The organism is Nonomuraea sp. NPDC005730, assembly GCF_040630865.1.
Lineage (GTDB): Bacteria > Actinomycetota > Actinomycetes > Streptosporangiales > Streptosporangiaceae > Nonomuraea.
This window is the reverse complement of the sequence record NZ_JBEXYK010000020.1, coordinates 23469-45439: the sequence shown is the minus strand read 5'-3', so window position 1 is coordinate 45439 and position 21971 is coordinate 23469. Positions and strand designations below refer to the sequence as shown.

General features: G+C 74.7%; 19 protein-coding genes. 9 read left to right on the top strand and 10 right to left on the bottom strand.

Annotation, left to right across the window (positions count from 1 at the left end):
- Positions 1 to 46: 46 nt before the first annotated feature.
- Positions 47 to 1939: a CHAP domain-containing protein gene (locus ABZ444_RS23550; RefSeq protein ID WP_358000501.1), complete on the top strand. Its 1893-nt coding sequence runs from the start codon at positions 47 to 49 to the stop codon at positions 1937 to 1939.
- A 28-nt stretch (positions 1940 to 1967) separates the two neighbouring features.
- On the opposite strand, the gene ABZ444_RS23545 is transcribed toward ABZ444_RS23550, so the two are convergent.
- From ABZ444_RS23545 to ABZ444_RS23535, 3 genes are read right to left on the bottom strand one after another with little or no spacing between them, the layout of a single operon-like run.
- Positions 1968 to 2780: a TIGR03619 family F420-dependent LLM class oxidoreductase gene (locus ABZ444_RS23545; RefSeq protein WP_358000498.1), complete on the bottom strand. Its 813-nt coding sequence runs from the start codon at positions 2778 to 2780 to the stop codon at positions 1968 to 1970.
- Complete coding sequence (locus ABZ444_RS23540; protein WP_358000495.1) at positions 2777 to 3751, bottom strand: acyl-CoA dehydrogenase family protein; 975 nt, start codon at positions 3749 to 3751, stop codon at positions 2777 to 2779. The genes ABZ444_RS23545 and ABZ444_RS23540 overlap by 4 nt, the downstream gene beginning before the upstream one ends.
- 19 nt (positions 3752 to 3770) lie before the next feature.
- Positions 3771 to 4871 carry an acyl-CoA dehydrogenase family protein gene (locus tag ABZ444_RS23535; protein ID WP_358000492.1) on the bottom strand — a complete coding sequence of 367 codons (1101 nt, stop codon included), beginning with the start codon at positions 4869 to 4871 and terminating at the stop codon, positions 3771 to 3773.
- A gap of 66 nt (positions 4872 to 4937) precedes the next feature.
- Between ABZ444_RS23535 and ABZ444_RS23530 the strand changes: the two genes are divergently transcribed.
- Complete coding sequence (locus tag ABZ444_RS23530) at positions 4938 to 6026, top strand: helix-turn-helix domain-containing protein (protein WP_358000489.1); 1089 nt, start codon at positions 4938 to 4940, stop codon at positions 6024 to 6026.
- Here ABZ444_RS23530 and ABZ444_RS23525 read toward each other — a convergent pair.
- On the bottom strand, positions 6004 to 6969 hold the full coding sequence (locus ABZ444_RS23525) for an alpha/beta hydrolase (protein WP_358000486.1): 966 nt from the start codon (positions 6967 to 6969) through the stop codon (positions 6004 to 6006). The two genes, ABZ444_RS23530 and ABZ444_RS23525, sit on opposite strands and share 23 nt — an antisense overlap.
- Positions 6970 to 7117: 148 nt before the next feature.
- The gene (locus tag ABZ444_RS23520) at positions 7118 to 7774 is read right to left on the bottom strand and encodes a type 1 glutamine amidotransferase domain-containing protein (protein WP_358000483.1); all 657 of its coding nucleotides are present in this window, start codon (positions 7772 to 7774) and stop codon (positions 7118 to 7120) included.
- 73 nt (positions 7775 to 7847) lie between these two features.
- Between ABZ444_RS23520 and ABZ444_RS23515 the strand changes: the two genes are divergently transcribed.
- Positions 7848 to 8741 carry a LysR family transcriptional regulator gene (locus ABZ444_RS23515; RefSeq protein WP_358000480.1) on the top strand — a complete coding sequence of 298 codons (894 nt, stop codon included), beginning with the start codon at positions 7848 to 7850 and terminating at the stop codon, positions 8739 to 8741.
- A 45-nt stretch (positions 8742 to 8786) separates the two neighbouring features.
- Positions 8787 to 9515, top strand: a complete 729-nt coding sequence (locus ABZ444_RS23510; protein ID WP_358000477.1) for a dienelactone hydrolase family protein — start codon at positions 8787 to 8789, stop codon at positions 9513 to 9515.
- Here ABZ444_RS23510 and ABZ444_RS23505 read toward each other — a convergent pair.
- The 3 genes from ABZ444_RS23505 to ABZ444_RS23495 are packed head-to-tail and all read right to left on the bottom strand — an operon-like array spanning position 9507 to position 14165.
- A complete protein-coding gene (locus ABZ444_RS23505; protein WP_358000474.1) occupies positions 9507 to 10247 on the bottom strand; it encodes an ABC transporter ATP-binding protein in 741 nt (246 codons plus the stop codon). The genes ABZ444_RS23510 and ABZ444_RS23505 overlap by 9 nt on opposite strands.
- Before the next feature lies 1 nt (position 10248).
- On the bottom strand, positions 10249 to 12936 hold the full coding sequence (locus tag ABZ444_RS23500; RefSeq protein WP_358000471.1) for an ATP-binding cassette domain-containing protein: 2688 nt from the start codon (positions 12934 to 12936) through the stop codon (positions 10249 to 10251).
- Positions 12933 to 14165 carry an ABC transporter substrate-binding protein gene (locus ABZ444_RS23495; protein WP_358000468.1) on the bottom strand — a complete coding sequence of 411 codons (1233 nt, stop codon included), beginning with the start codon at positions 14163 to 14165 and terminating at the stop codon, positions 12933 to 12935. The genes ABZ444_RS23500 and ABZ444_RS23495 overlap by 4 nt, the downstream gene beginning before the upstream one ends.
- A 128-nt stretch (positions 14166 to 14293) precedes the next feature.
- Here ABZ444_RS23495 and ABZ444_RS23490 point away from each other — a divergent pair, with 128 nt between their 5' ends.
- Genes ABZ444_RS23490 through ABZ444_RS23475 form a run of 4 tightly spaced genes read left to right on the top strand, consistent with a single transcriptional unit; the run spans position 14294 to position 16916 of the window.
- Positions 14294 to 15382, top strand: a complete 1089-nt coding sequence (locus ABZ444_RS23490; RefSeq protein WP_358000465.1) for an alcohol dehydrogenase catalytic domain-containing protein — start codon at positions 14294 to 14296, stop codon at positions 15380 to 15382.
- A 41-nt stretch (positions 15383 to 15423) separates the two neighbouring features.
- A complete protein-coding gene (locus tag ABZ444_RS23485) occupies positions 15424 to 15915 on the top strand; it encodes a cupin domain-containing protein (protein ID WP_357984052.1) in 492 nt (163 codons plus the stop codon).
- Positions 15915 to 16580 (top strand): metalloregulator ArsR/SmtB family transcription factor, encoded by a 666-nt coding sequence (locus tag ABZ444_RS23480; RefSeq protein ID WP_358000462.1) that lies wholly within the window; start codon positions 15915 to 15917, stop codon positions 16578 to 16580. The genes ABZ444_RS23485 and ABZ444_RS23480 overlap by 1 nt, the downstream gene beginning before the upstream one ends.
- Positions 16581 to 16604: 24 nt before the next feature.
- Positions 16605 to 16916: a hypothetical protein gene (locus ABZ444_RS23475; protein ID WP_358000459.1), complete on the top strand. Its 312-nt coding sequence runs from the start codon at positions 16605 to 16607 to the stop codon at positions 16914 to 16916.
- A gap of 47 nt (positions 16917 to 16963) precedes the next feature.
- Here ABZ444_RS23475 and ABZ444_RS23470 read toward each other — a convergent pair whose 3' ends face one another.
- Positions 16964 to 19195: an MMPL family transporter gene (locus ABZ444_RS23470; protein WP_358000456.1), complete on the bottom strand. Its 2232-nt coding sequence runs from the start codon at positions 19193 to 19195 to the stop codon at positions 16964 to 16966.
- A gap of 97 nt (positions 19196 to 19292) precedes the next feature.
- Here ABZ444_RS23470 and ABZ444_RS23465 point away from each other — a divergent pair, with 97 nt between their 5' ends.
- Entirely contained in the window at positions 19293 to 19814 is a 522-nt protein-coding gene (locus ABZ444_RS23465) for a TetR family transcriptional regulator (RefSeq protein WP_358000453.1), read from the top strand.
- Positions 19815 to 19894: 80 nt separating this feature from the next.
- On the opposite strand, the gene ABZ444_RS23460 is transcribed toward ABZ444_RS23465, so the two are convergent.
- Positions 19895 to 21925 (bottom strand): PASTA domain-containing protein, encoded by a 2031-nt coding sequence (locus ABZ444_RS23460; protein ID WP_358000450.1) that lies wholly within the window; start codon positions 21923 to 21925, stop codon positions 19895 to 19897.
- Between the last annotated feature and the right edge of the window lie 46 nt (positions 21926 to 21971).

Here is a 21971-nt window from a genome sequence, read left to right as displayed (position 1 = left end):
GTGTGGATAAATCCGGATCTTGACCGGAAGGTTCCCCCATACTTCCATGACGCCCGAGATGCAGAAATACATCGACCTGCTGGAAAGCCAGCTCGGCTACTCCGAGAAGGCCGGTGCGTACACCAAGTTCGGCGACTGGTACGGCAAGACCGTCGAGTTCGACGCCGACTACTCCGCCGCACCCTGGTGTGACATGTACCTCTCCTGGGCCGCGCACAAGCTCGGCTACCAGGAGTGGATCGGGCAGTTCGCCTGGACCGTACGGCACGCCGAATGGTTCAAGGCTCAGGGAGCCTGGGGGAGGACGCCCAAGCCCGGCGCGATCGTCTTCTACGACTGGAGCGGCACCGGCAAGATCGACAACATCGACCACGTCGGCATCGTCACGCGGGTCGAGGGCGACACGATCTTCACCATCGAGGGCAACATCGACGGCGGCGTCGCCAAGCGCAAGGAGCGCGACACCAGCAAGGTCGTCGGCTACGGCTACCCCGAGCGCATCAAGGCCCGCCTCGACGAGGAGGCGGCGCAGCAGCGGGCCGACGAGCAGGCGGCGACGCCCGCCAGGCCCGGCACCGACGGGGGAACGCTCCAGCTTCCCGCCGACTCGCTCAGCTCCCTGATCCCGCACGTCGAGCAGGAGCGCGCCGCCGAGGTCCCGCTCGCGGCGCGTCCGAAGGCCGAGTCCGACAAGCCGGCCAGGACCACGGCGTCCTCGCCTACGGCGTCGCCCGCCGCGCCCTCGACGTCCGCCTCGCCCGGGACGGAGGCGGCGCCCGTGCCGACGGCGGCGGCCGGGAGGTCGGGACAGAAGTCCAAGCACGCCAAGGCGACGACCGCCGACACCACGTCCGCCACCGCCGAGCCCCTTCCCGCGCTCGTGGACGCCTCCTCGCCCGGCTCGCTGTCCACGATCGGCTCCCCGTCGCTGGTCGGGTCCGCGCTGATCGCCGCGCTGGCGCTCGTCGCCCTGGCGAAGACCCGCCAGGGCCGCCTCCGCCCGGCGACCGCCGCGAGGGCCGCCCGCGTACGCGCCGCCTCCGCGCCGAGCCTCTCCGCAGGGGAAGGCGTCACCCTGAGCACCGCCGCGCTGAGCGTCACTTCGGCGCAGAGCACCCCTGCGGGCGTAGCTGCGGGCATCGCCGTGCCCGTCGCTCTGCCCGTTCCCGTGCCCATCGCTCTGCCCGTGCCCGTTCCCGTACCCGTCGCCGTGCCCCTTGCCGGGACGCGTTCCAGGCGCGGCACGCACGCCGCCCCCTCACGCCACCGGCGTCGCCGCCGTCCCGCGGAGACGCGCCACGAACACACCCGCCCGTCCCCGCTGCGGACCACCGCCGCCCCCTTCGAGCTCGCCGCCCCCGTCCCCGAGTTCGGCCCCGCGGGCGGCGTGGAGCTCGCGGCCGGTGTGGACGCGTTCGAGGCGTTCACCGACCGGATGGCACCGCCGCGGCGGCTGGACAGCGCCTCGTTCCGGTCCGCCCCCGACACGGCGCCCTTCGAGCCCATGTTCGACACCGGCCCGATGGTGCCGATCTCGCTTCCCCCGGCGACGAGCACGTTCAGCGCCTTCTCCCCCAGCCCCCGTCCCGGGGCCGAGGTGGCCGCCCGGACGAGGACGACGCCGCGGGCCGCCCAGGCGTCCGGGATCGGCGCGACGTACCAGGGCCGTCGCCGCCGCAGCGAGCCGCTCCCGGACACGTACGCCGCCGAGCGCGTCTTCTTCATGGACGAGTTCACCGCCGACTCCGTCCCGCGCGGCCGCCGCCACCGTCACGCCGCCACGACGGTCTCGCAGCACCCGCGCAGCCGGCGCCAGGAGTCCGGCGGCACGAGCACCGTCGACGCCTTCGTCCAGGACGCCCCCCTGCGAGGCCGCCGTCACCGCGCCCCCACCCGCGAGATCGTCAGCACCCCCGACTGGGGGCGTCAGCCCGCCTGAGGACGGCCCGGCGGCCGGGCGGGGCAGGTCAGGTCACGTCGTACTCGGCGGCGAAGGCGGCCAGGCGGGTGACCGCGTCCCGGCTGCGCGTCCACGGCCGGACGATCAGCCGGTCCACCCCCAGCTCCGCCCAGGCGGCCACCTCCCCGGGAGAGCCCAGCGCGTACGCGTGCGCCGTCACCGGCACCCCCGCCCCCAGCCGCGCCACCTGCGGCCTGATGGACTCGATCGTGTGCGGCATGCTGATCCACCCGTCGCACAGCCGGGACGCCCGGCGCAGCGCCGCCGCCGACTCCCCGCCCGCGAGCACCGGCAGCCGCCCCTGCACGGGCTTGGGCTCGAAGGCGACCTCGGGGAACCGGTAGAACCGTCCGGAATGGGCGACCACGGGTTCGGTCCAGAGCCGCCGGACGACCTCGATGACCTCGTCCAGGCGGGCGCCGCGGGTCTCGAAGGGCAGCCCGGCCGCCGCCCACTCCCCGCGGTACCAGCCCGCGCCCACGCCGCAGATCGCCCGTCCGTCCGACACCACGTCCAGGGTGGCGAAGGCGCGGGCCGAGACGAACGGGTGGCGCAGGGCCGGCAGGTGCACGGCGGTGCCGAGCCGGACGCGGGTGGTGAGCCCGGCCAGCCAGCACAGGTAGGCCGGGGCGTCGAACAGCGGGGTCGTCGGCCTGATGCCGGGGTCCTCGGTGCCCGGGTAGACGGCGAGCGACAGGTCGGTGGCGAACACCAGGTGCTCGGGCAGCCACACCGACTCGAACCCCAGCTCGTCGGCGGCCACGGCCACGTCCTTCCAGGCGTCCGGGTGCAGCAGCCCCAGCGGCACGCCGTACTTCACGGGTACCTCCGCAGGTCGCGGGTGCGCAGGCAGGCGCGGACGTGTCGGCGGTGGGCGGCGGTGGTGCCGTGCGCGGCCGACAGCGACCAGGCCCGCGCGAGCCAGAACCGCAGGTCCAGCTCCTCGGTGTAGCCGATCGCGCCGTGGGTCTGCAGGGCGACCCGGGCGGCCAGCGTCGCCGCCTCGCCCGCCGCGGCCTTGGCGGCGCTCGCGTCCCGTCCGGCCGTGGGCGCGCCCCGGTCCACGGACAGCGCCGCGCGGTGCACCAGCGGCGCGGCGAACTCGACGGCGACCGCCACGTCGGCGAGCTGGTGGCGGACCGCCTGGAAGGATCCGATCGCCGCGCCGAACTGCCTCCTGACCCCCGCGTACGACACCGAGACCGCGAGCAGCTCCCGCGCGACCCCGACCAGCTGGGCGGCGGTCGCCACCGCGACGGCCCGCGCCGCGAGCGCCACCCGGTCCGCGCCGGGATCATCATGTCCGGACGCATCGAGGGCGACGTCGAACATCGGCCGGCACGGATCCACCCCCGGCACGGCGGTGAGCCGAGCCTCGTGCCCCGGCAGCACCCGCACCCCCTCCCCCGTACGCGCCACGACCAGCACGTCGGCGAGATCGGCGTCGGCCAGGTACGCCTCCCCCGGCAGCAGCACCCCGACGCACACCCCACCCGCGGCCAGCTTGGACAGCCCGGGCGTCAGGAACGCCGCCGCCACCGCCGTCTCGACCACCGGCCCCGGCAGGCAGGCCCGCCCGGTCTCCTCGACCGCGGGCAGCACGTCGGTCAGCCCGAGCCCGAGCCCGTCGAGCTCCGGCGGCAGGAGCAGCCCGAAGAACCCCAGCTCGGCGAGCCGATCCCAGGCCGGACGGCGTTCGGTCCGCAGCGCGCCGGGCGGGCAGTGCGCCCGCAGCACGTCGCGTACGGTCGCCCCCAGGGCGAGTTGCTCGTCGGTGAAGGCGAAGTGCATGAGGGCGACTCCAGAGGGGTCATCGGGGCAGGCCCAGGACACGCTCGGCGATGATGTTGCGCTGGATCTCGTTGGTGCCCGCGTAGATCGGCCCGGCCAGCGAGAACAGGAAGCCGTCCAGCCAGGCCGTCCCGCCGGCGCGGTCGCCGAGCAGTTCCATGGCCAGCTCGTGCATACGCAGGTCCAGCTCCGACCAGAACACCTTGCCCATGCTGGCCGCCGCCCCGATCTCGGCCCCGGCCATGATCCGGCGGGCGGTGGCGAAGGTGTGCAGCCGGTACGCCTCGGCCGCCGTCCAGCAGCGCGCGGCCCGGTCGGCCAGGGCGGGGTCGGCGTCCTGGGCCAGGTCGAGGAGGCGGTCGGCGGTGGCGAGGAAGCGGCCGGGGCTGCGCAGGGTCAGGCCGCGTTCGGAGGAGGTGGTGGACATCGCGATCCGCCAGCCGTCGCCGGGCTCGCCGAGCACCATGGAGTCGGGCGCGAACACCCCGTCGAAGTGCAGCTCGGCGAACCCGGGCAGGCCGTCGAGCTGGGCGATCGGCCGGACGGCGACCTCGTCCAGGGGGAACAGGAAGTACGTCAGGCCCTTGTGCCGCGCGCCGGAGGTGCGGAAGAGGCCGAAGCCGTGGGAGGCGTGGGCGGCTCGGGAGCTCCAGGTCTTGTGGCCGTACAGGAGCCAGCCGCCGTCGGTGCGTTCGGCGCGCGCGGTGAGCGCGGCGAGGTCGCTGCCGGCCTCGGGCTCGGACCAGGCCTGCGCCCACACGTCCTCGGCGGTCGCCATCCGGGGCAGCCAGCGCCGCCGCTGCTCGGTGGTGCCGAAGCGCATGAGGCTGGGGGCCAGGAGGAAGATGCCGTTCTGGCTGACCCTGGCGGGGGCGCCGGCGGCCCAGTACTCCTCCTCGAAGATCAACCATTCGATCAGGGACGCGGCCCGGCCGCCGTACTCGCGGGGCCAGGAGACGACCGACAGCCGCTCGCCGGCCAGCAGCGCCTCCCAGGAGCGGTGGGCCTGGAAACCTTCGTCGGTGTCCATCGGCGGAAGCCGCTCGGGCACGTGGGCGGCCAGCCAGTCGCGAACCTCGGCGCGGAAGTCCAGCTCGGCCAGGGAGAAGTCGAGATCCACGAAACCAAACTAGCGCACGCTTGGTCTACTGGCCAGGCCGCCGCCGGTCGGCCTAGTCTGGACGTCGTGCAGGGTCTTCTGCTCCGGCTGTCCACGCTCGACACCGACGCCGAGAGCGCGGTGCGGGTCATCGCCTACTTCGACTCCCTGGTGCGCGACCACGTGACCGTGCCCGTGCTGCTCGCGGCCACCGCGCGGCTGGCGCGATGTCCGGTCGGCCTGCACGACGCCACCGGCGGCCGGCGCCTCCGGACGGGCCCCGACGGCCGGCCCGCCGACGCGGAGACGCCAGGGACCGGGGAGGGAGCCGGGGAGGGAGCCGGGGAGGGGGCGCGGGCCAGGGAGCTGAGCGGCGGCCTGGGCAGCGTGTGGATGGAACGCGAGGGCGCTCCTCACGGCCTCGACGACATCGTGCTCGAACGGTTCGCCGCCGCCGCCGAGCTGACCCTGGAACGCGCCGCCGCGCAGGCCCGCGAGGGCCAGGACCCGGCGCTGGTCGAGCTGGTGCTGTCGGCCGAGACCGGCGAGGCGGAACGGGCACGGGCGCTGCGGCTGCTCGGCTTCGCCCCCACCACCCCACTCCAGGCCATGGCGTTCGCCCTCCCCCGCGACCCGCTCGCGGCCGGGTTGCGGGCGATGGGGCACCGCGTGCGTACGGCGCGGATCGGCGACACCCAGGCCGTGCTGGTGGCCACCACCGTCGAGGGTGAGCTGCCCGAGGGCGCCCGCGTGGGCATCGGCCCCGAGCTGCCCGGGTCGCACGCCGCCGAGTCGTGGGCCAAGGCCCGCACGGCGCTGCGCTTCACCGGCCCGCACGACCGGGTGGTGCGCTGGACCGATCTCGGCGCGCTCGCGCTGTTCGCCGACCTGCCCGGCCCGGCCGTCGCGGAGCTGGCCGACGTGCGGGCGACGGCGCGGCTGGGCGAGGACCACCTGCTCGCGGTGCGCGCGCTGTGCTCGGCCGGATCGGTCCGCGCCGCCGCCGCCGGGCTGCACCTGCACCACAGCTCGATGGCGGGCCGCATCGCGCGGGCGGAGTCGGTGCTGGGCTTCTCCCTCGCCGACCCGGCCGGACGCCTGCGCGCCCACCTCGCCCTGGCCCTGCTGCGCCTCCTCGCGAACGCCCCCACCGCTACAGGCGGTAGGCCCGCCTGAGCGCGGCCAGCCGGGTCTCCCGCGCCCGCCTGCTCAGCGGGGTGTCCGGCACCATGACGTCGAACCCGTGGAACGCCCCCGGGTAGAGGTGGAACTCGGTGGACACCCCGGCCCGCGCGAGCCGCTGGGCGTAGTCGATGTCCTCGTCCCTGAACACCTCCAGCTCGCCCACGTCGACGAACGCGGGCGGCAGCCCCGACAGGTCCTCGGCCCGCGCCGGCGCCGCGTACGGCGGGACGTCCGGGCCGCCCGCCCGGTCGCCGAGCAGGGCGGACCAGCCGTAGAGGTTCGCGGCCCGGTCCCAGACCACGGCCTCGGTGAACTCCAGGCTCGACGGGGTGGTGTTGCGGTCGTCGAGCATCGGGCAGATCAGCAGCTGGAGGACCACCTCGGGCCCGCCCCGGTCGCGGGCGAGCAGCACGGTCCCGGCGGCCAGCCCCCCACCCGCGCTGGCCCCGCCGACGGCCAGCCTGGCGGGGTCGATGCCCAGCTCTTCGGCGTTCTTGGCGGTCCACATCAGCCCGGCGTAGCAGTCCTCGACCGGCGCGGGGTGCGGGTGCTCGGGCGCCAGGCGGTAGTCGACGGAGACCACGACGACGCCGAGCCGCTCGACGTACTCGATCATCGTGGCCTCGTCCACCTCGGGCATGCCGACGATCATGCCGCCGCCGTGGATCCAGTAGAGGCCGGGCCGGCCGGCGCCGTCCTGCGCGGGGCGGTAGACGCGGACCCGGATGTCCGGTTCGCCGTCGGGGCCGGGGACACGGCGGTCCTCGATCCGCACCTCGGTCTCGGCGGGCGGCATGGCGGCCAGCATCGCGTGGATCTGGGCCCGGTGCCCGGCCAGCTCCTCGGCGTCGAGCGCCGTCACGTCGAACGCCGGGAACGGCGCGCTCTCCAGGGCGGCACGCAGGTCGGGATCGAGGTTGGGGTGGAACGCCATGAGGACTTCCTTCCACGGAGGGGGCTTGCCGTACCCCTCGATGGTCGGATCCCGCGCGAGGGTGCGGCAACCGCCATCCGGCTGCCATTGCGCGCGCGACGCCCGCCGTCCGGCGACCTCGGCCGGAGGCCTCCGGTGTCGGGCAGGGTCAGCCCAGCAGGGTGACGACCTGTTCGGCCAGGGGCGCGGCGCTGGCCGGGTTCTGGCCGGTGACCAGCCGGCCGTCCACGACGACCTGCGGCTGCCAGTCGGGGGCGGGCTCGTGCCGTCCGCCACGCTCGGTCAGCGCGTCGGCCAGCAGGAACGGCACCACCCCCGCCACGCCCCGCGCGGTCTCCTCGCTGTTGGTGAAGGCGGCCACCCGCCGGCCGTCCACCAGGTGGGAGCCGTCGGACAAGGTCAGGCCGACCAGCGCGGCCGGGCCGTGGCAGACCGCCGCGACCACGCCGCCGCGCTCGTAGATCTCGCGGCCGACCCGGGCCACGTCGGGGTCGGCGGGGAAGTCCCACATGGTGCCGTGGCCGCCGGCGTACAGGACGGCGTCGTAGGCCGAGGCGTCCACGCCGGAGAGGGGGGCGGTGTCGTCGTCCAGGCCGGTGGCGAGGAAGGCGGCCTGCGCCGGGTCGTCCGGGTCGTGGCCGTCGCGCGGCGGCCGGCCGCCGGCGATGCTGGCGACGTCCACCTCGAAGCCGGCCTTGGTGAAGATCTGCCAGGGATGGGCCGCCTCGGGGACGTAGTATCCGGTACGCTCCACGCCGCCGAGGTCGTCGTGGCTGGTCAGCACGATCAGGATGCGCTTGCTCATGCCTTCGAGCATGGCCGGGAAGCCCCATCAGCAACAAATAGCGAAATATCGGTTGTGGCATCAGAATACTGATATGTCGCCTCTCTCGCTGGACCTGCTGCGGACCTTCCTCGCCGTCCACAGGACCGGCTCCATCACCGCCGCCGCGCAGACGCTCGGCCTCTCCCAGCCCGCGGTGACCGCCCAGGTCAAGACGCTGGAGGCGACGCTCGACCGGCCGCTGTTCGACCGGCTGCCGCGCGGCGTCGCGCCCACCTCCGCCGCCGACGAGCTGGCCCGCCGGGTCGCCCCCGCCCTCGACGCGCTGGAGGAGGTGGCCGGCTCGGAGCTGCCCTCGGACGAGGCCGTGCACCTGGGCGGCCCGGCCGAGTTCCTGTGCGAGGAGGTCATGCCGATGCTCGCCCCGCTCGTACGCGACGGGCTGCGGCTGCGCACCACCCTCGGCCTGGCCGACGACCTGCTGGCCGACCTCGCGGCCGGACGGCTCGACCTGGTGCTGTCCACGATCCGGCCCCGGGTGCGCGGCGTCCAGGCGGACCCGGTCTACGACGAGGAGTTCGTCCTGGTGGCGGCGCCGTCCGTGGCCCGCGCGCTGCCGCCCGGCCGGGTCGGGCCCAAGGAGCTGGCCGCGGTCCCCGTGGTGGCCTACGCCGAGGACCTGCCCATCGTGCGCCGCTACTGGCGGGCCGTCTTCGGGCGGCGGCCGTCGATGGCCGCGCAGGTCGTCCTCCCGGACCTGCGCGGCGTGCTGAGCGCGGTGCGGGCCGGCATGGGCGTGTCCGTACTGCCCGCGTACCTGTGCCGGCGCGACCTGGCCGAGGGCACGCTGGTCGTGCTGGCCGAGCCGGCGGAGCCGCCGATCAACACCGGCTACCTGGCCGTACGGTCGGGGGCCCCGGCCAGGCCGGCCGTGGGGCGGGTGCGGGCCCACCTGCTGGCGGCGTTCCGGGCGGCGCCGCCGTACTGAGGGCGAAGGTGGATGAGGGGCGATCACCTTGGGCATGCTGGGCACATGTGTCATTCCACCGACAGCCGGCCGCCCGCCCCGCCGATCCGGGGCGAGGTGGCAGCGCACGAGCAGATCACCCTGACCTCCGCCGACGGCACCCGCTTCATGGCCTACCGGGCCGAGCCGGCCGAGCCGAACGGCCGCGGCATGGTGATCATGCCGGACGTGCGCGGCCTGCACCCGTTCTACCGCGACCTCTCGGTGCGCTTCGCCGAGGCCGGGTTCCGCACGATCGCGATCGACTACTTCGGCCGCACCGCCGGGACCGACGACCGGGACGACGGCTTCGACTACATGCCCCACGTCGACCGGCTCAAGCTCGACCAGGTGCAGGCCGACGCGGCGGCGGCGACCGCCGAGCTGGCCCCTGGCGGCCCGGTGTTCACGGTCGGCTTCTGCATGGGCGGCGCCCTGTCGTGGCGTCAGGGCGCGGAGGGCAACGGCCTGGCCGGGAGCATCGGCTTCTACGGCGCGCTGCGCTTCATCGACGAGCCGAAGAGCGGGCCCGGCGCGCCGCTGCTGCTGCTCAGGGGCGGCGCGGACAAGGTGTCGAGCCCGGAGGAGTTCGACGCCTACACCGCGGCGCTGGACCGGGTGGGCACCGAGCACGAGACCCACGTCTACGAGGGCGCGCCCCACTCCTTCTTCGACCGCTCGTTCAAGGAGTGGGAGGACGTCTGCCAGGACGCCTGGCGCCGCATCCTGTCCTTCACCGAACGGCACTCAGCCTAGGTACGCGGCCCGCACCACCGGATCGTCCCTGACCCGCGCCGGCGTCCCGGACGCGATGACCCTGCCCAGGTCCAGGACGACGATCCGGTCGCAGATCTCCATGACGAAGCCCATGTCGTGCTCGACCAGCAGCACGGTGGTGTCCAGGGCGCTGACGACCTCGCCGAGCCGGGCGGTCTGGGCGGCGTCCAGGCCGGAGGTGGGCTCGTCCAGCAGCAGGAGCCGCGGACGGTCCGCCAGCGCGCGGGCCAGCTCGACCATCCGGCGCTGCCCGACCGGCAGCGCGGCGGCGTACGCGTCGCGCAGCGGGGTGAGCCCGCACAGGTCGAGCACCTCGGCCACGCGCGCGCCGCGCTCGCGCTCGATCCGCCGCCGTCCCGGCCACCCGGCCAGGTCGGCGGCCAGCCCGCCGCCACCGCCGTGCCAGTCGAGCGCGGCCAGCACGTTCTGGGCCACGGTGAGCCGGCCGAACACCTGCGTGCGCTGGAACGTCCTGCGCACGCCGGCCCTGGCCCGCCGGAGCGCGGACACGCCGGTCAGGTCGCGCCCGTCCAGCTCGACCCGGCCCGCGACCGGCCTGCGCAGCCCGGACACCACGTCGAACAGCGTGGTCTTGCCCGCGCCGTTCGGCCCGATCACGCCGCAGACCTGGCCGGGCCCGGCCTCGAACGACACGCCGTCGAGCGCCCTGACGCCGCCGAAGGCCACGGACACGTCCTGCACCGCGAGCATTTCACCTCACCCCCAGGTAGGCGGCGGTCAGCCGGTCACCGTCCACCTCCGAGCGGGGGCCCGTCCAGGTGACGGCGCCCAGCCGCATGAACGCGACCCGGTCGGCGACGGCCAGCGCCTCGGTCGCCTTCTCCTCCACCAGCAGCAGCGCCACGCCCCGGTCGCGCAGCTCGGCGAAGACGTCGAACACCTGCCGCACCACGAGCGGGGCCAGGCCGAGCGACGGCTCGTCGGCGATCAGCACCCGCGGCGGGCGCACCAGGGCCGGGGCCAGCGTGAGGAGCTGCTGCTCGCCGCCCGACAGCGCGCCCGCGGCCACCGTACGGCGGGCCGCGAGCTGCGGCAGGCGCCGGTAGACCGGCCCAGGATCGTCCAGCCAGGTGCGCAGGTTCTCCTCCACGGTGAGCCCGGGGAAGACGCCCCGCCCTTCGGGGGCCAGCAGGACGCCGGCGCGCGCCCGCCGGTGCGCCGGCCAGGCGGTGACGTCCACGCCGTCGAGCAGGATCCGGCCGCCGGTCACCGGCAGGTCCCCGGCGGCGACGGCGCACGTGGTGGACTTGCCCGCGCCGTTCGCGCCGAGCAGCGCCACCACCTCGCCGGGCCGCACCTCCAGCCGCACCCCGCGCAGCACGGTGCAGTCGGCGTAGCCCGCCACGACGTCCTCCAGCACGAACAGCGCCCCGCCGGGCCCGGCGCCGCCGGCCGCGGCCCGGCGGGGCACGACGCCGGCGACCACCTCGGCCGCAGGCGCGGAAGGCGTGGCGGAAGAAGCGGCGGGGAGCCGGCGGGCCCGGCTGCGGGCATGGCTGCGGGCATGGCTGCGGGCGCGGGCCTCGGCGAGCTGGGTGAGCACGCCGTCCGGATGCCGGGCCAGGATCATGCCGCCCGCGCCGAACAGGATGGACCCCACGTGCGCGGACACGTCCCAGGTCGCCAGCAGTTCGGGCACGGCCACCGCGACCAGCCCGCCGAGCACCGCCCCGCCGATCCTGCGCACGCCCTGCAGCACCACCACGGCCAGCCAGACGAACCCGGCGAACGCCGGCAGGTCGGTGGCCGTGACCGACCCCTTGGAGATCGCGAACAGCACCCCGCCGAGCCCGGCGATCCCCGACGCCAGCACGAACAGCACGATCTTGGCCCGCGCCGCGGACAGCCCGGAGGTGACGGCCGCCGCGGGCGCCGACCGTACGGCGAGGACGGCCCGCCCCGACGCCGACCGCTCCAGGTTGCGCACCAGCAGCGCCACCAGCCCGATCAGCGCCAGCAGCACGGCCACCCGCACCCGCGGGTCGGAGGTGTCGGCGAAGCCGAGCCCGAGCGCCGGCAGCGCCCATCCGATGGTCCCGTTGCTGAAGGCGTCCACCTGGAACAGCACCTGGTCGGCCAGCAGCGCCAGGGCCAGCGTGGCCAGCGTCAGCACCCGCCCGCCCAGCCGCAGCGCGGGCAGCGCCACCAGCAGCCCGACGGCTCCCGCGGCGGCCACCCCGAGCAGGATCGCCACGCCGAACGGCAGCCCGGAGGCGAACGCCCACCCGCAGGTCAGCGCCGCCATGGCGGCGAAGGCGGCCTGCGCCAGGTTCACCATGCCGCCGATCCCGGTCACCACCACGAACGAGCAGAAGATCAGCGCCAGCACCAGCCCCTGGGCCGCGACGCCCACGTAGTACTCCGGCCCGAGCAGGGCGAAGGCCGCCAGCACGGCCAGGCCCGCCGCCCATGGCAGCCGCCTGCGCCAGGCCGGCACCCCGGCCAGGTGGTCGGGCGGCGGGACGTCCTCGGCGGCGCTGCCGGCCACCCGCTCCCGCGACCGGTTCAGCAGCAGCAGCCCGGCGAACAGCAGGATCACCGGCACGGCCGTGCGCAGCCCGGTGACCTCCTCCAGGAAGTCGGTGTACCCGGCGACCAGGTTCTGCACGACGCCGAGCGCGAGCCCGGCCGCGAACGTCCAGGGGATCGAGCGCAGCCGCCCGAACACCGCCGCCGTCGCCGAGGCGAACAGCAGCACCGTGTACGCCGTCGCGTCCAGCCCGAGCACCGGCGCCGCCAGCACCCCGGCCAGCCCGGCGAGCCCCGAGCCGAGCATCCAGGCCAACGCCGAGGTGGCGTCCACGTCGATGCCCCGGAGCGTGGCCAGGCGGCGGCGGTCCACGGAGGCGCGCATGCGCAGCCCGTACGGCGTGTGCCGCAGGAACGCCCACAACCCGGCCGCCGCGACGGCCGAGAAGGCGAAGGTGATGAGCTGGTCGGTGTCCAGCCGCACCCCGAGCGGGTCGAACGTCCGGGCCGGATGGGGGCCGACGCCGCGCGGCAGCGAGGTGGCGTCCGTGGCGGGCAGCCCGGCCAGCTCCACGGCCAGCAGGCCGAGCGCGGGCAGCGCGATCGTGAGCCCGATGGTGGCGACGATCTGCGCGGTCTCCCCCGCCTGGGCGAGCCCGCGGAACATGGCCCGGTGCAGCAGGTAGCCGAGCGCGGGCGCGAACAGCCCGGCCGCCACCACCGCCGACAGCCAGGCGGGCAGCCCGGCGGCGGCGGTGAGCTCGTAGAACACCAGGGCGGCCAGGAAGCCGACGGCGCCGTGGGCGAAGTTGAACACCCCGGTCGCCGCGTACGACAGGGTCAGGCCGGAGCCCATGATCGCGAAGACGGCCCCGGTGACCAGGCCGCTGAGCACGTACTGGAGGATCATTTCAGCGGCACGTTGTCGAAGCAGGCCATCCTCCTGGCCACCTGGAAGGCCCCGCCCTCCAGCCTGACCAGGGCGCCGCAGCCGTTCGGCTCGCTGTGGTCCCGCGGGTAGCGGATACGGCCGAACCCGGGGTTCTCGTAGAGGTAGTCGCCGTTGGCGGTGGCCAGGAACTTCTCCCTGGTCAGGTCCTTGCCGGTGCGCTTGAGGACGTCGAGGAAGATGTCGGCGGCCCAGTAGCCGATCGCCAGGTGCTGGGTGAGCGCGGTGCCGGGGGCGACCTGCTCGACGTCCTTCTTGAGCTGGGCGATCTCGGGCGCCGGCGACTCGAACGGCTCGAACATGGGCGCGGCGATCACCCCTTCGAGCGCCTGCGCGCCGGCCGGGTCCTTGAGGATGGCCAGGTCGTAGCTGGTGGCGTCGGTGAGCACGCCCTTGTACCCGGCCCGCTTGAGCGCCGCGTAGAGCCCGACGTTGAACTTGGTGCCGGCGATCACCGAGACGACGACGTCGGGCGCCTTACCGCCGTCCGAGGTCATGATCTTGTTGACGTACGGGAGCCAGTCGGAGGGCGGGGCGGCGGCCGGCAGGCCGGAGTTCACGCCGGCCAGCTCGAACCCGGCCGCGGTGAACGACTGGGAGATGGTCGTGCCGCCGTACTTGCTGCCGCTGGAGTCGCTGGTCTGCACGTAGACGCTCTTGCCGGCGGCGCCGCCGAGCAGGTCGGCCATCTGCCTGCCCCACCACGTCTGGGAGCCGGCGCCCTGTTTGGGGGCCAGGCAGCCGTTGTAGCCGAACCCGGTCCTGGTGCCGCACCACTGCGGCCCGGTGGCCCAGCCGAACCAGGGGACGCCCTGCTGTTCAAGGAAGGCCGCGCCGCCGAAGTTCGGGGCGTGCACCGGGACCAGGGCGAACACCTGGTCCTTCTGGACGAGTTTCTTGGCCGCCGCGTCGCCCTTGGCCGCGTCCTGGGCGTCGTCCTCGGCGCCGATGAAGTCGATCTTCCGGCCGTGCACGCCGCCCTCGGCGTTGGCGCGGGCGAACCTGGCCTTCGCCCCGATCTCGGCGTCCCTGGTCGAGTAGCCGCTCGCGCTGGTCTTGGTCAGCACGCCGCCGATCTTGATGGTGGTGTCCGTCACTCCCGCGCCCGACTGGGCCGTACCCGTCTGCTGGGCCGCGCAGCCGGCGACGAGCAGCGTCAGGGTGAGCGCCGCCGCGCCCCGCCGTACCATGTTGTTCTCCTCGCGACTCGGCCTAGCGCTCGCTTGGTTTCGCTGAGCGTAGATTTGCCGGGAAGGGGTGTCAACGGCAACCGAGCAACCGCTTGCTCGCAGGCGGCGCGCCGGGCTAGCGTGGGCGCATGCTGATGCGCGCGGCCGTGCTGACCGGGTTCCACGCCCCGATGGAGATCCGCGACGTCGAGATCGACGCCCCCGGACCCGGCGAGGTGCGCGTCCGGATCATGGCCTCGGGCGTGTGCGGCTCCGACCTCAAGGCCATCGACGGCAAGAGCCCGGTGGTGAGCGCGCCGCCGTTCATCCTGGGGCACGAGAGCGCGGGCGTGGTGGAGAGCGTCGGCGCGGGCGTCACCTCCGTCAAGCCGGACGACCACGTCATCATCGCCATGAGCGGCCCCTGCGGGCGCTGCCGCCAGTGCGGCTCCGGCCGATTCCACCTGTGCTCGGGCCCGCAGCGGCTGCCGACCATCATGGGCGGCCCGCCCAGGGTCACCCTCGACGGCCTGGAGACCCGCCGCTTCATCGGCATCGGCTCGTTCGCCGAGTACGCGGTGGTCGCCGAGGCCATGTGCGTCAAGATCGCCAAGGACGCGCCCTTCGCCGCCATGTGCCTGCTGGCCTGCGGCGTGATCACCGGCGTGGGCGCCGTCCTGAACGTGGCCGAGGTGCCGCCGGGCGCCTCGGTCCTGGTCGTCGGCTGCGGCGGCGTGGGGCTCAACGTCATCCAGGGCGCGGTGCTCGCCGGCGCCACCACGATCATCGCCGCGGACGCGGCCGAGGCGAAGCTCAAGCTGGCCGAGCGCTTCGGGGCCACCCACCTGCTCCCCGCCGGCGACCTGCCCCGCCAGGTGAGCGCGCTGGTACGCGGCGGCGTCGACTACGCCTTCGACGCGACCGGCGTCCCCGGCGTGCTGGCGGAGGCCTTCGCCGCCACCCAGCCGGGCGGGACCACGGTCATGGTCGGCAGCCCGCCGCAGGGCCACCCCATGGCGCTGGACACCGGCCTGCTGTTCTCCTCCCGCCGCCTCATGGGCACCCAGGGCGGCGACGCCGCGCCGCACCGCGACCTGCCCATGCTGGCCGCCCAGTACCTCCGCGGCCGGCTCGACCTCGACGGCCTGATCACCGAACGCCTCCCCCTCGACCAGATCAACGAGGCCGTGGCCCACGTCCGCCAGGGGACGGTCGCCCGCACGGTCATCACGTTCTGAGGCGCTATTCTAATTTTCTTTGGAATAGTGGAGGTTGTCCCATGTCGTACCCCGAACAGCGCTACCTGGCCGAGACCGGCGAGATCAGCGCCACCCTGCGCCCGGCGGCCAACGGCCCCGACCTGTCGATGGCGACCGGCACCCGCGTCCACTACCTGGGCACGGGCGGCTCGACGAACGGCGCCTACGGCCTGTACCGCTGGGAGATGGGCCCGCGCCCCGGCGGCGCGTCCCCGCACTTCCACCGCACCATCACCGAGTCGTTCTACGTGCTGACCGGCACCGTCCAGCTCTACGACGGCGACAAGTGGGCCGACGGCCGCCCCGGCGACTTCCTGCACGTGCCCGAGGGCGGCGTGCACGCCTTCCGCAACGCCTCGGGCGAGCCGGCCTCGATGCTGGTGCTCTTCACGCCGGGCGCGCCGCGCGAGGCGTACTTCGAGGAGCTGGCCGAGATCACCCACACCGGCCGCGAGCTCACCCCCGAGGAGTGGACCGAGCTCTGGCTCCGCCACGACCAGTACGCGGTCTGATGACGGGTTTCCCTGAAGAGCCCATATACCGGCACCTGGCCCGCGTCGGCAAGGCGCTGGCCAACCCGGTGCGGCTGCGCCTGCTCGACGTGCTCGACCAGGGCGAGCGCACGGTCGAGGAGCTGGCACGGGCGGCGGGCGTGCCGCTCAAGAACACCTCGGCCCAGCTCCAGCACCTGCACGCGGCCCACCTGGTGACCAGCCGCAGGGACGGCACGCGGATCCGCTACCGGCTGGCCGACGAGCAGGTCTCGCGTTTCCTGGGTGACCTCCAGCATTTCGCCCACGACCGGCTGTCCGGCCTGCGCGAGGCGGTACGGGAGCACCTGGGCGACCTGTCCGGCGTCACGGCCGACGAGCTGGCCGCCAGGCTGGCCGACCCCGGCACGGTGGTCGTCGATGTCCGGCCGGCCGCCGCCTACGCCAAGGGACACGTGCCGGGCGCGCTCTCGGTGCCCCTGGACGACCTGGCGGGCCGCCTGGCGGAGCTGCCGGCGGACGCCCGGGTCGTGGCCTACTGCGGCGGGCCGTACTGCGTGCTCTCCCCGCAGGCCGTACGCCTGCTGCGCGAGCACGGTCTCGACGCCCGCCCGCTGGACGGCGGCCTGATCGGCTGGCGGCGTGCCGGGCACGAGGTCGCGCGGGAGCGTACTGTGAGCGGGTAATCGCCCACAGTGAGGGAGGTCCGCATGCTCGCCAGAGGAGCCGTCGCGGCCGGCCTGCTCGCGGTCGTGACCGTGGGCGGCGCCGGCCCCGCGCAGGCCCGCTACCGCTACGACTTCCGCAGCCGCGAGGTGGTCATCTGGAGCGAGCCGAAGGGCGGCGCGGCCCAGGTCGGCGTGGGCCGTCCCGGCCAGGGCTTCGACTCCGACCGGTCGGAGGAGCACGAGCTGTTCCGCTGCGACGACGCGTTCGACAGCACCCTGTGGCACCACGGCACCGACGCGACCACCGGCGTCGTCGGGTGGGTGCCGGCCTGCCACCTCGACGACCCCGACTGACCCTGACCGACCCCGACCGACCCCGACTTACGCGGCCGCCGGCGGGGTCAGCGCCCGGCGCCCACCGGCTCCTGCGCGCGCTCGCGGCGCGGCTCCGGCTCGTCCTCCTCGTGCCCCTCGACCGACAGGTTCGGCAGCAGCCGGTCCAGCCAGCGGGGGCACCACCAGTTCGCCCGGCCGAGCAGCACCATCGTGGCCGGCACGAGGAAGCCGCGGATGACGGTCGCGTCCACCGCGATGGCCACGGCCAGCCCGACGCCGAACGTCTTGACCATCGCGTCCGGGTAGGCGATGAACGCCACGAACACCGCCACCATGATCAGGGCGGCCGAGGTGATGACCCGGCCGGTCGAGCCGAGGCCCTCGGCCACCGCCCGGCTGTCGTCGCCGTGCCGGGCGTGGGCCTGGCGCACCGCCGTCAGCAGGAACACCTCGTAGTCCATCGACAGGCCGAACAGCACCGCGAACAGCATCAGCGGCACGTAGCTCTCGATCGGCACGGAGAAGAACAGCGTCTGGAGGTAGGAGGAGTCCATCGGGGCGTCCATGCCGACCAGGCCGCTGCCGAGGCCGATCGAGAACACCAGCGCGAGCGCGCCGAACGCGGCGCCCAGCGACACCAGGTTCATCACGGCGGCCTTGACCGCCACGACGGGCGCCCGGAAGGCGAACAGCAGCAGCAGCGCGCTGAGCAGCACGACCACGCCGATGACCAGCGGGGTGCGCTCGTTCATGCGGTCCCCGGCGTCGGTCAGCCCGGCCACCTTGCCGCCGACGTGCACCTGGACGTCCGGGATCGAGATGGCCCTGACCTCCCTGACCACCTCGGCCGCCTTCGGGTCGCTCGGGGCGTAGTCGCCGATCGCCTGGAGCAGGACCGAACGGCCGGAGTCGTTCACCTTCGGGTCGGACACGTGGGCGACCCCGTCGACGCGGGCGACCTCGTCGGCGATCCGCTTCACGGTGGCGTCCCCGGCGCCGGAGACCTTCTCCGGCAGCTCGGCGACCACGATCAGCGGGCCGTTGCTGCCGGGCCCGAAGGCCGTGGCCATCAGCTCGTACGCGCGCCGCCCGGTCGAGTCCTTGGCCGCGTACCCCTCGTCCAGCGGCCCCAGCTTCAGCGCGAGCGCGGGCGCGGCCAGCGCGCCGAGCACGAGGACGCTGCCGATCAGCACCCGCCACGGCCGGCGTGCCACCCACGCCCCGAGCCCGGCCCAGCCGGCGCCCCCGCCGCGGGTGGACGACCGCCCGCGCACCAGCGGCACCTTGAGCGCGTTGACGCGGTGGCCGAGCAGCCCGAGCAGGGCGGGCACGAGGGTGACCGAGGTCAGCACGGCGAAGACGACGGAGATGCCGGTCACCCAGCCGAGCGTGCTCAGCAGCGGGAACCCGGCCAGCATCAGCGCGCTCAACGCGATGATCACCGTGCCGCCGGCGAACACGACGGCCCCGCCCGAACTGGCCACCGTCCGGCGTACGGACTCCACGACCGGCACGCCGTCGGCCAGCAGCTTGCGGTGGCGCGACAGCAGGAACAGCGCGTAGTCGATGCCGACGCCGAGCCCGATCATCGTGGACATGATCCCGGCCTGCTTGGGCATGTCCACGACGTAGCCGAGCAGGCCGATCACGCCGAGCCCGGTCGCCACGCTGACCAGCGCGGCGAAGATCGGCACCATCGCGGCGACCAGCGTCCCGAACGCGAAGACCAGCACGAGCAGCGCGCAGACCACGCCGATGATCTCGCTCGGCCCGGTCTTGATCTCCTTGCTCGCCGGGTTGGAGTCGGCGGCGGCCACCACTTCCAGCCCGGCGTCCCTCGCCGGGGCCGCGGCGTCGGACAGCGCCTGCGTGTCCTCGCCCACCTTGTCGGGGTCGTTGCCCTGCATCTTGACGGTGATCACGCCGATCTGCAGGTTCGAGGCGATGCCGCCCATCCGGTAGGGCGTGTCCACCTGGACGACGTGCGGCATCGTGCGCATCGCGGCGACCGAGCGCTCGACGGCCTGCTTGCGTGGTTCGTCGGTGAGCTTCCCGTCCGCGGTGTAGAGGAGGAGCTGCACGGTTCCGCCGGTGGCGTAGCCGGGGCCGAAGCCCTCCTTCATCAGGTCGTGCGCGCGCTGCGCGTCGGTGCCCGGGATGGAGGCGTCGTTGCTGACCGGGCTCCCGAGCGCGAGGCTCGCGCCCATCAGGCCGGCGGCCAGGGCCACCCATAAAGCCAGCACGATCCGCCCGTGCCGCGCGCACCAGCCACCCAGCCGACCAAGAAACCGCGTCATCGTCTCGCCCCTGCCCGACGGCCGTCCTGTACGGTCGTACAGGACTACGATAAAACGGAGGACATCGGAAATTCCGGATCCCGTGGGAAATGAGACGATGACCACACCCGACGACACCCGCTCCCGGATCCTGGCGGCCGCGCGCGAGCTGTTCGCCGAGCGCGGCTACGCGGGCACCTCGCTGGCCGACATCGCCGCCGCGGTCGGGCTGACCAAGACCGCCGTCGCCTACCACTTCCACCCCAAGGACCGGCTGGCCTCCGAACTGCTCTCGCCCGCCGCGGCCGAGATGATCACGCTGCTCGACACCGATCACCCCGACCGCAAGGCGTTCGTCGAGGCCCTGGCCGTCTTCGCGGTGCGGCACCGCGCGGTGATCCGCCTGTTCATGGAGGACCTGGCGGCCGACGACAGCCAGCCGCCCGGCTCCGAGCGCGCGGTCGTCGGCACGTTCAGGGACGAGATCTTCGCCAAGCTCGCCGGCGAGAACCCGGGCCCCGAGGCCAGGGTCAGGTGCTGGGCGCTGCTCGGGGCCCTGCAGTGGGGCGTGGTCAAGACCATGGACCTGCCCGAGGACCAGGTCACGGCGGTCATGCTGGAGTCCGCGCTGGCCTTCTGACGGGAGCGCGACCGCCGACTCGCCGACCTGCTGCTCGTCCTGGAGTCCCCGCCCCACCGCTTCCGGGCGCGGCGGAGCGGCTACAGGCCGGTCGAGGGGTCGGTGGCGGGGCCGGTCGGGGTCTGCGTGGGCTCCTCGGGGCCGGGGCCGCCGGACTGGCCGGTGACGCCGACCGTGATCACCACCACGTCGCCGGGCGCGGCGCAGGTCCCGGGGGTCAGGCTCTGGGCCAGGACGGTGTCCGCCTTGGCGTCGTCGTCCACGACCTGGGCGCGGGACCGTACCGTGAAGCCGGCCGCGACCAGGTCGGCCCGGCCGTCGGTGCGGGACCGCCCCACCACGGACGGCACCTCGACGCCCTGGCGGGCCACCGTGAGCGCCACCGGGGCGCCGCCCGGCAGCCGCGCGCCGGCCTCCGGCCGCGTCGCGAGGACCTGGCCGTCCGGCTGGTCGGAGCAGGCCCGGGTGACCGTCCCCGCCGCGAGCCCGGCGGCGGTGAGCGCCGCCTCGGCCGCCTTGCGCCGCCGCCCGACGACGGACGGCACCGGCACCCCCGCCGACACCTCCAGCGCGACCGCGCCGCCCCGGTCCATCACCGTGCCGGCCGCCGGACGGCTGCCCAGCACCCGGCCGATCTCCCGCGGCGAGTCGGTCCTGGTGACCACGCCGGCGGTCAGACCGGCCTGCTTGAGCGCCTTGACCGCGTCGGCCCGGTCCAGACCCGTCAGCGGCGGGACCACGACCGTGGTCACCGGCCGCCCTGCCGTCGGCCCACCGATGGGCACACCGGTGGGCTCGACGGCGGGCGCGACGGTGGGCGCGACGGTGGGCACGCGCTCGCGCTCCGCCGGCTTCCCGCCCGGCCGCGAGGAGGCGTGCGCCGACCCCGCCGGGCTCGGCGGCGCCGACGGCAGCACGGACGCCTGGCCGGAGCGGTGGCCGTCGAGCGCGGGCACGATCACGGTGAGCACCACCGCGGTCACCAGCAGCGCCGCGCACACCGCCACGACCGCCTGCACCCACCCGGCCCCGCGCCCCCGGCGATCCTGCGCGCCCGTGCCGGCCCGCGTTCTCAGGCCGTCCGGCGGGGCCGCGTCGTCCGGCGTCCGCGGGCCTCGCGGGGTCGCCGCGACCGGCGCCGTCGGGCCCGGCGGGGTCGTCTGGCCGGTGGACGTGAGCGGTTCCGGGCCTGCGCCCGTCCGCGAGCGCAGATGGTAGGCGCCGGCCACGCCGGTGACCTCGGGCTCGGCCAGCGGCACGGGCGGGCGCTGGCCGGGGACCAGCGGCACGTCGCCGTACCCCCGGTCCGGCGAGTCCGGCTCGCCGAGCAGCGCGAGCAGCAGTTCCCTGCTGGCGGGCCGGTTCCTGGCGTCCTTGTCCAGGCAGGCGGCGACCAGCACCCGCAGCCGCCCGTCCAGCCGGCCCAGCTCGGGCGGCGCGGTCAGGATGCGGTGCAGGACCGGCGCCACCGAGTCCTGCCCGAACGGCGCGCTCGCGTTGGCCGCGAAGCACATCGTCGCGCCCCAGGAGAAGACGTCGGCCGCCCCGGTCACGGCCGAGGCGGTGATCTGCTCAGGAGCCATGTACGCCGGCGTGCCCACGCCCCTGTTCGTCACCGTGGCCGCCGCGTCCAGCGCCCTGGCCAGGCCGAAGTCGATCACCCGCGGCCCGTCGGGCCCGAGCAGCACGTTCTGCGGCTTGAAGTCCCGGTGCACGATGCCCGCCCGGTGGATCGCGGCCAGCGCGGTCGCGGTGCCGACCGCCAGCCGCTCCAGCGCGCCGCCGTGCCGCGGCCCGGTCAGCGAGACCTCCCGGTGCAGCGAGGGCCCGTCGACGTACTCGCTCACGATGTACGGCCGGCCCTCGTCGAACCCGGCGTCGATCACCTGGGCCGTGCAGAACCTCGCCACATGCTTGGCCAGCTCCACCTCCCGCAGGAACGCCCCTTGCTCGTCCCCCACGGGCCCGTGCAGCAGCTTGACCGCGTACCTCTCGCCGCTCCGCGAACCGAGGAACACCGCGCCCTGTCCGCCTTCGCCCAGTCGCCCGGCGAGCTCGTACTCGCCGAGTCTGTGCGGGTCCCCCGTTCTCAGCGGCTGCGCCGTCGGCACGGGGCGCCTCCCCTCGCCGCCACCCCTTCTTGCTCTCCACTGAAAG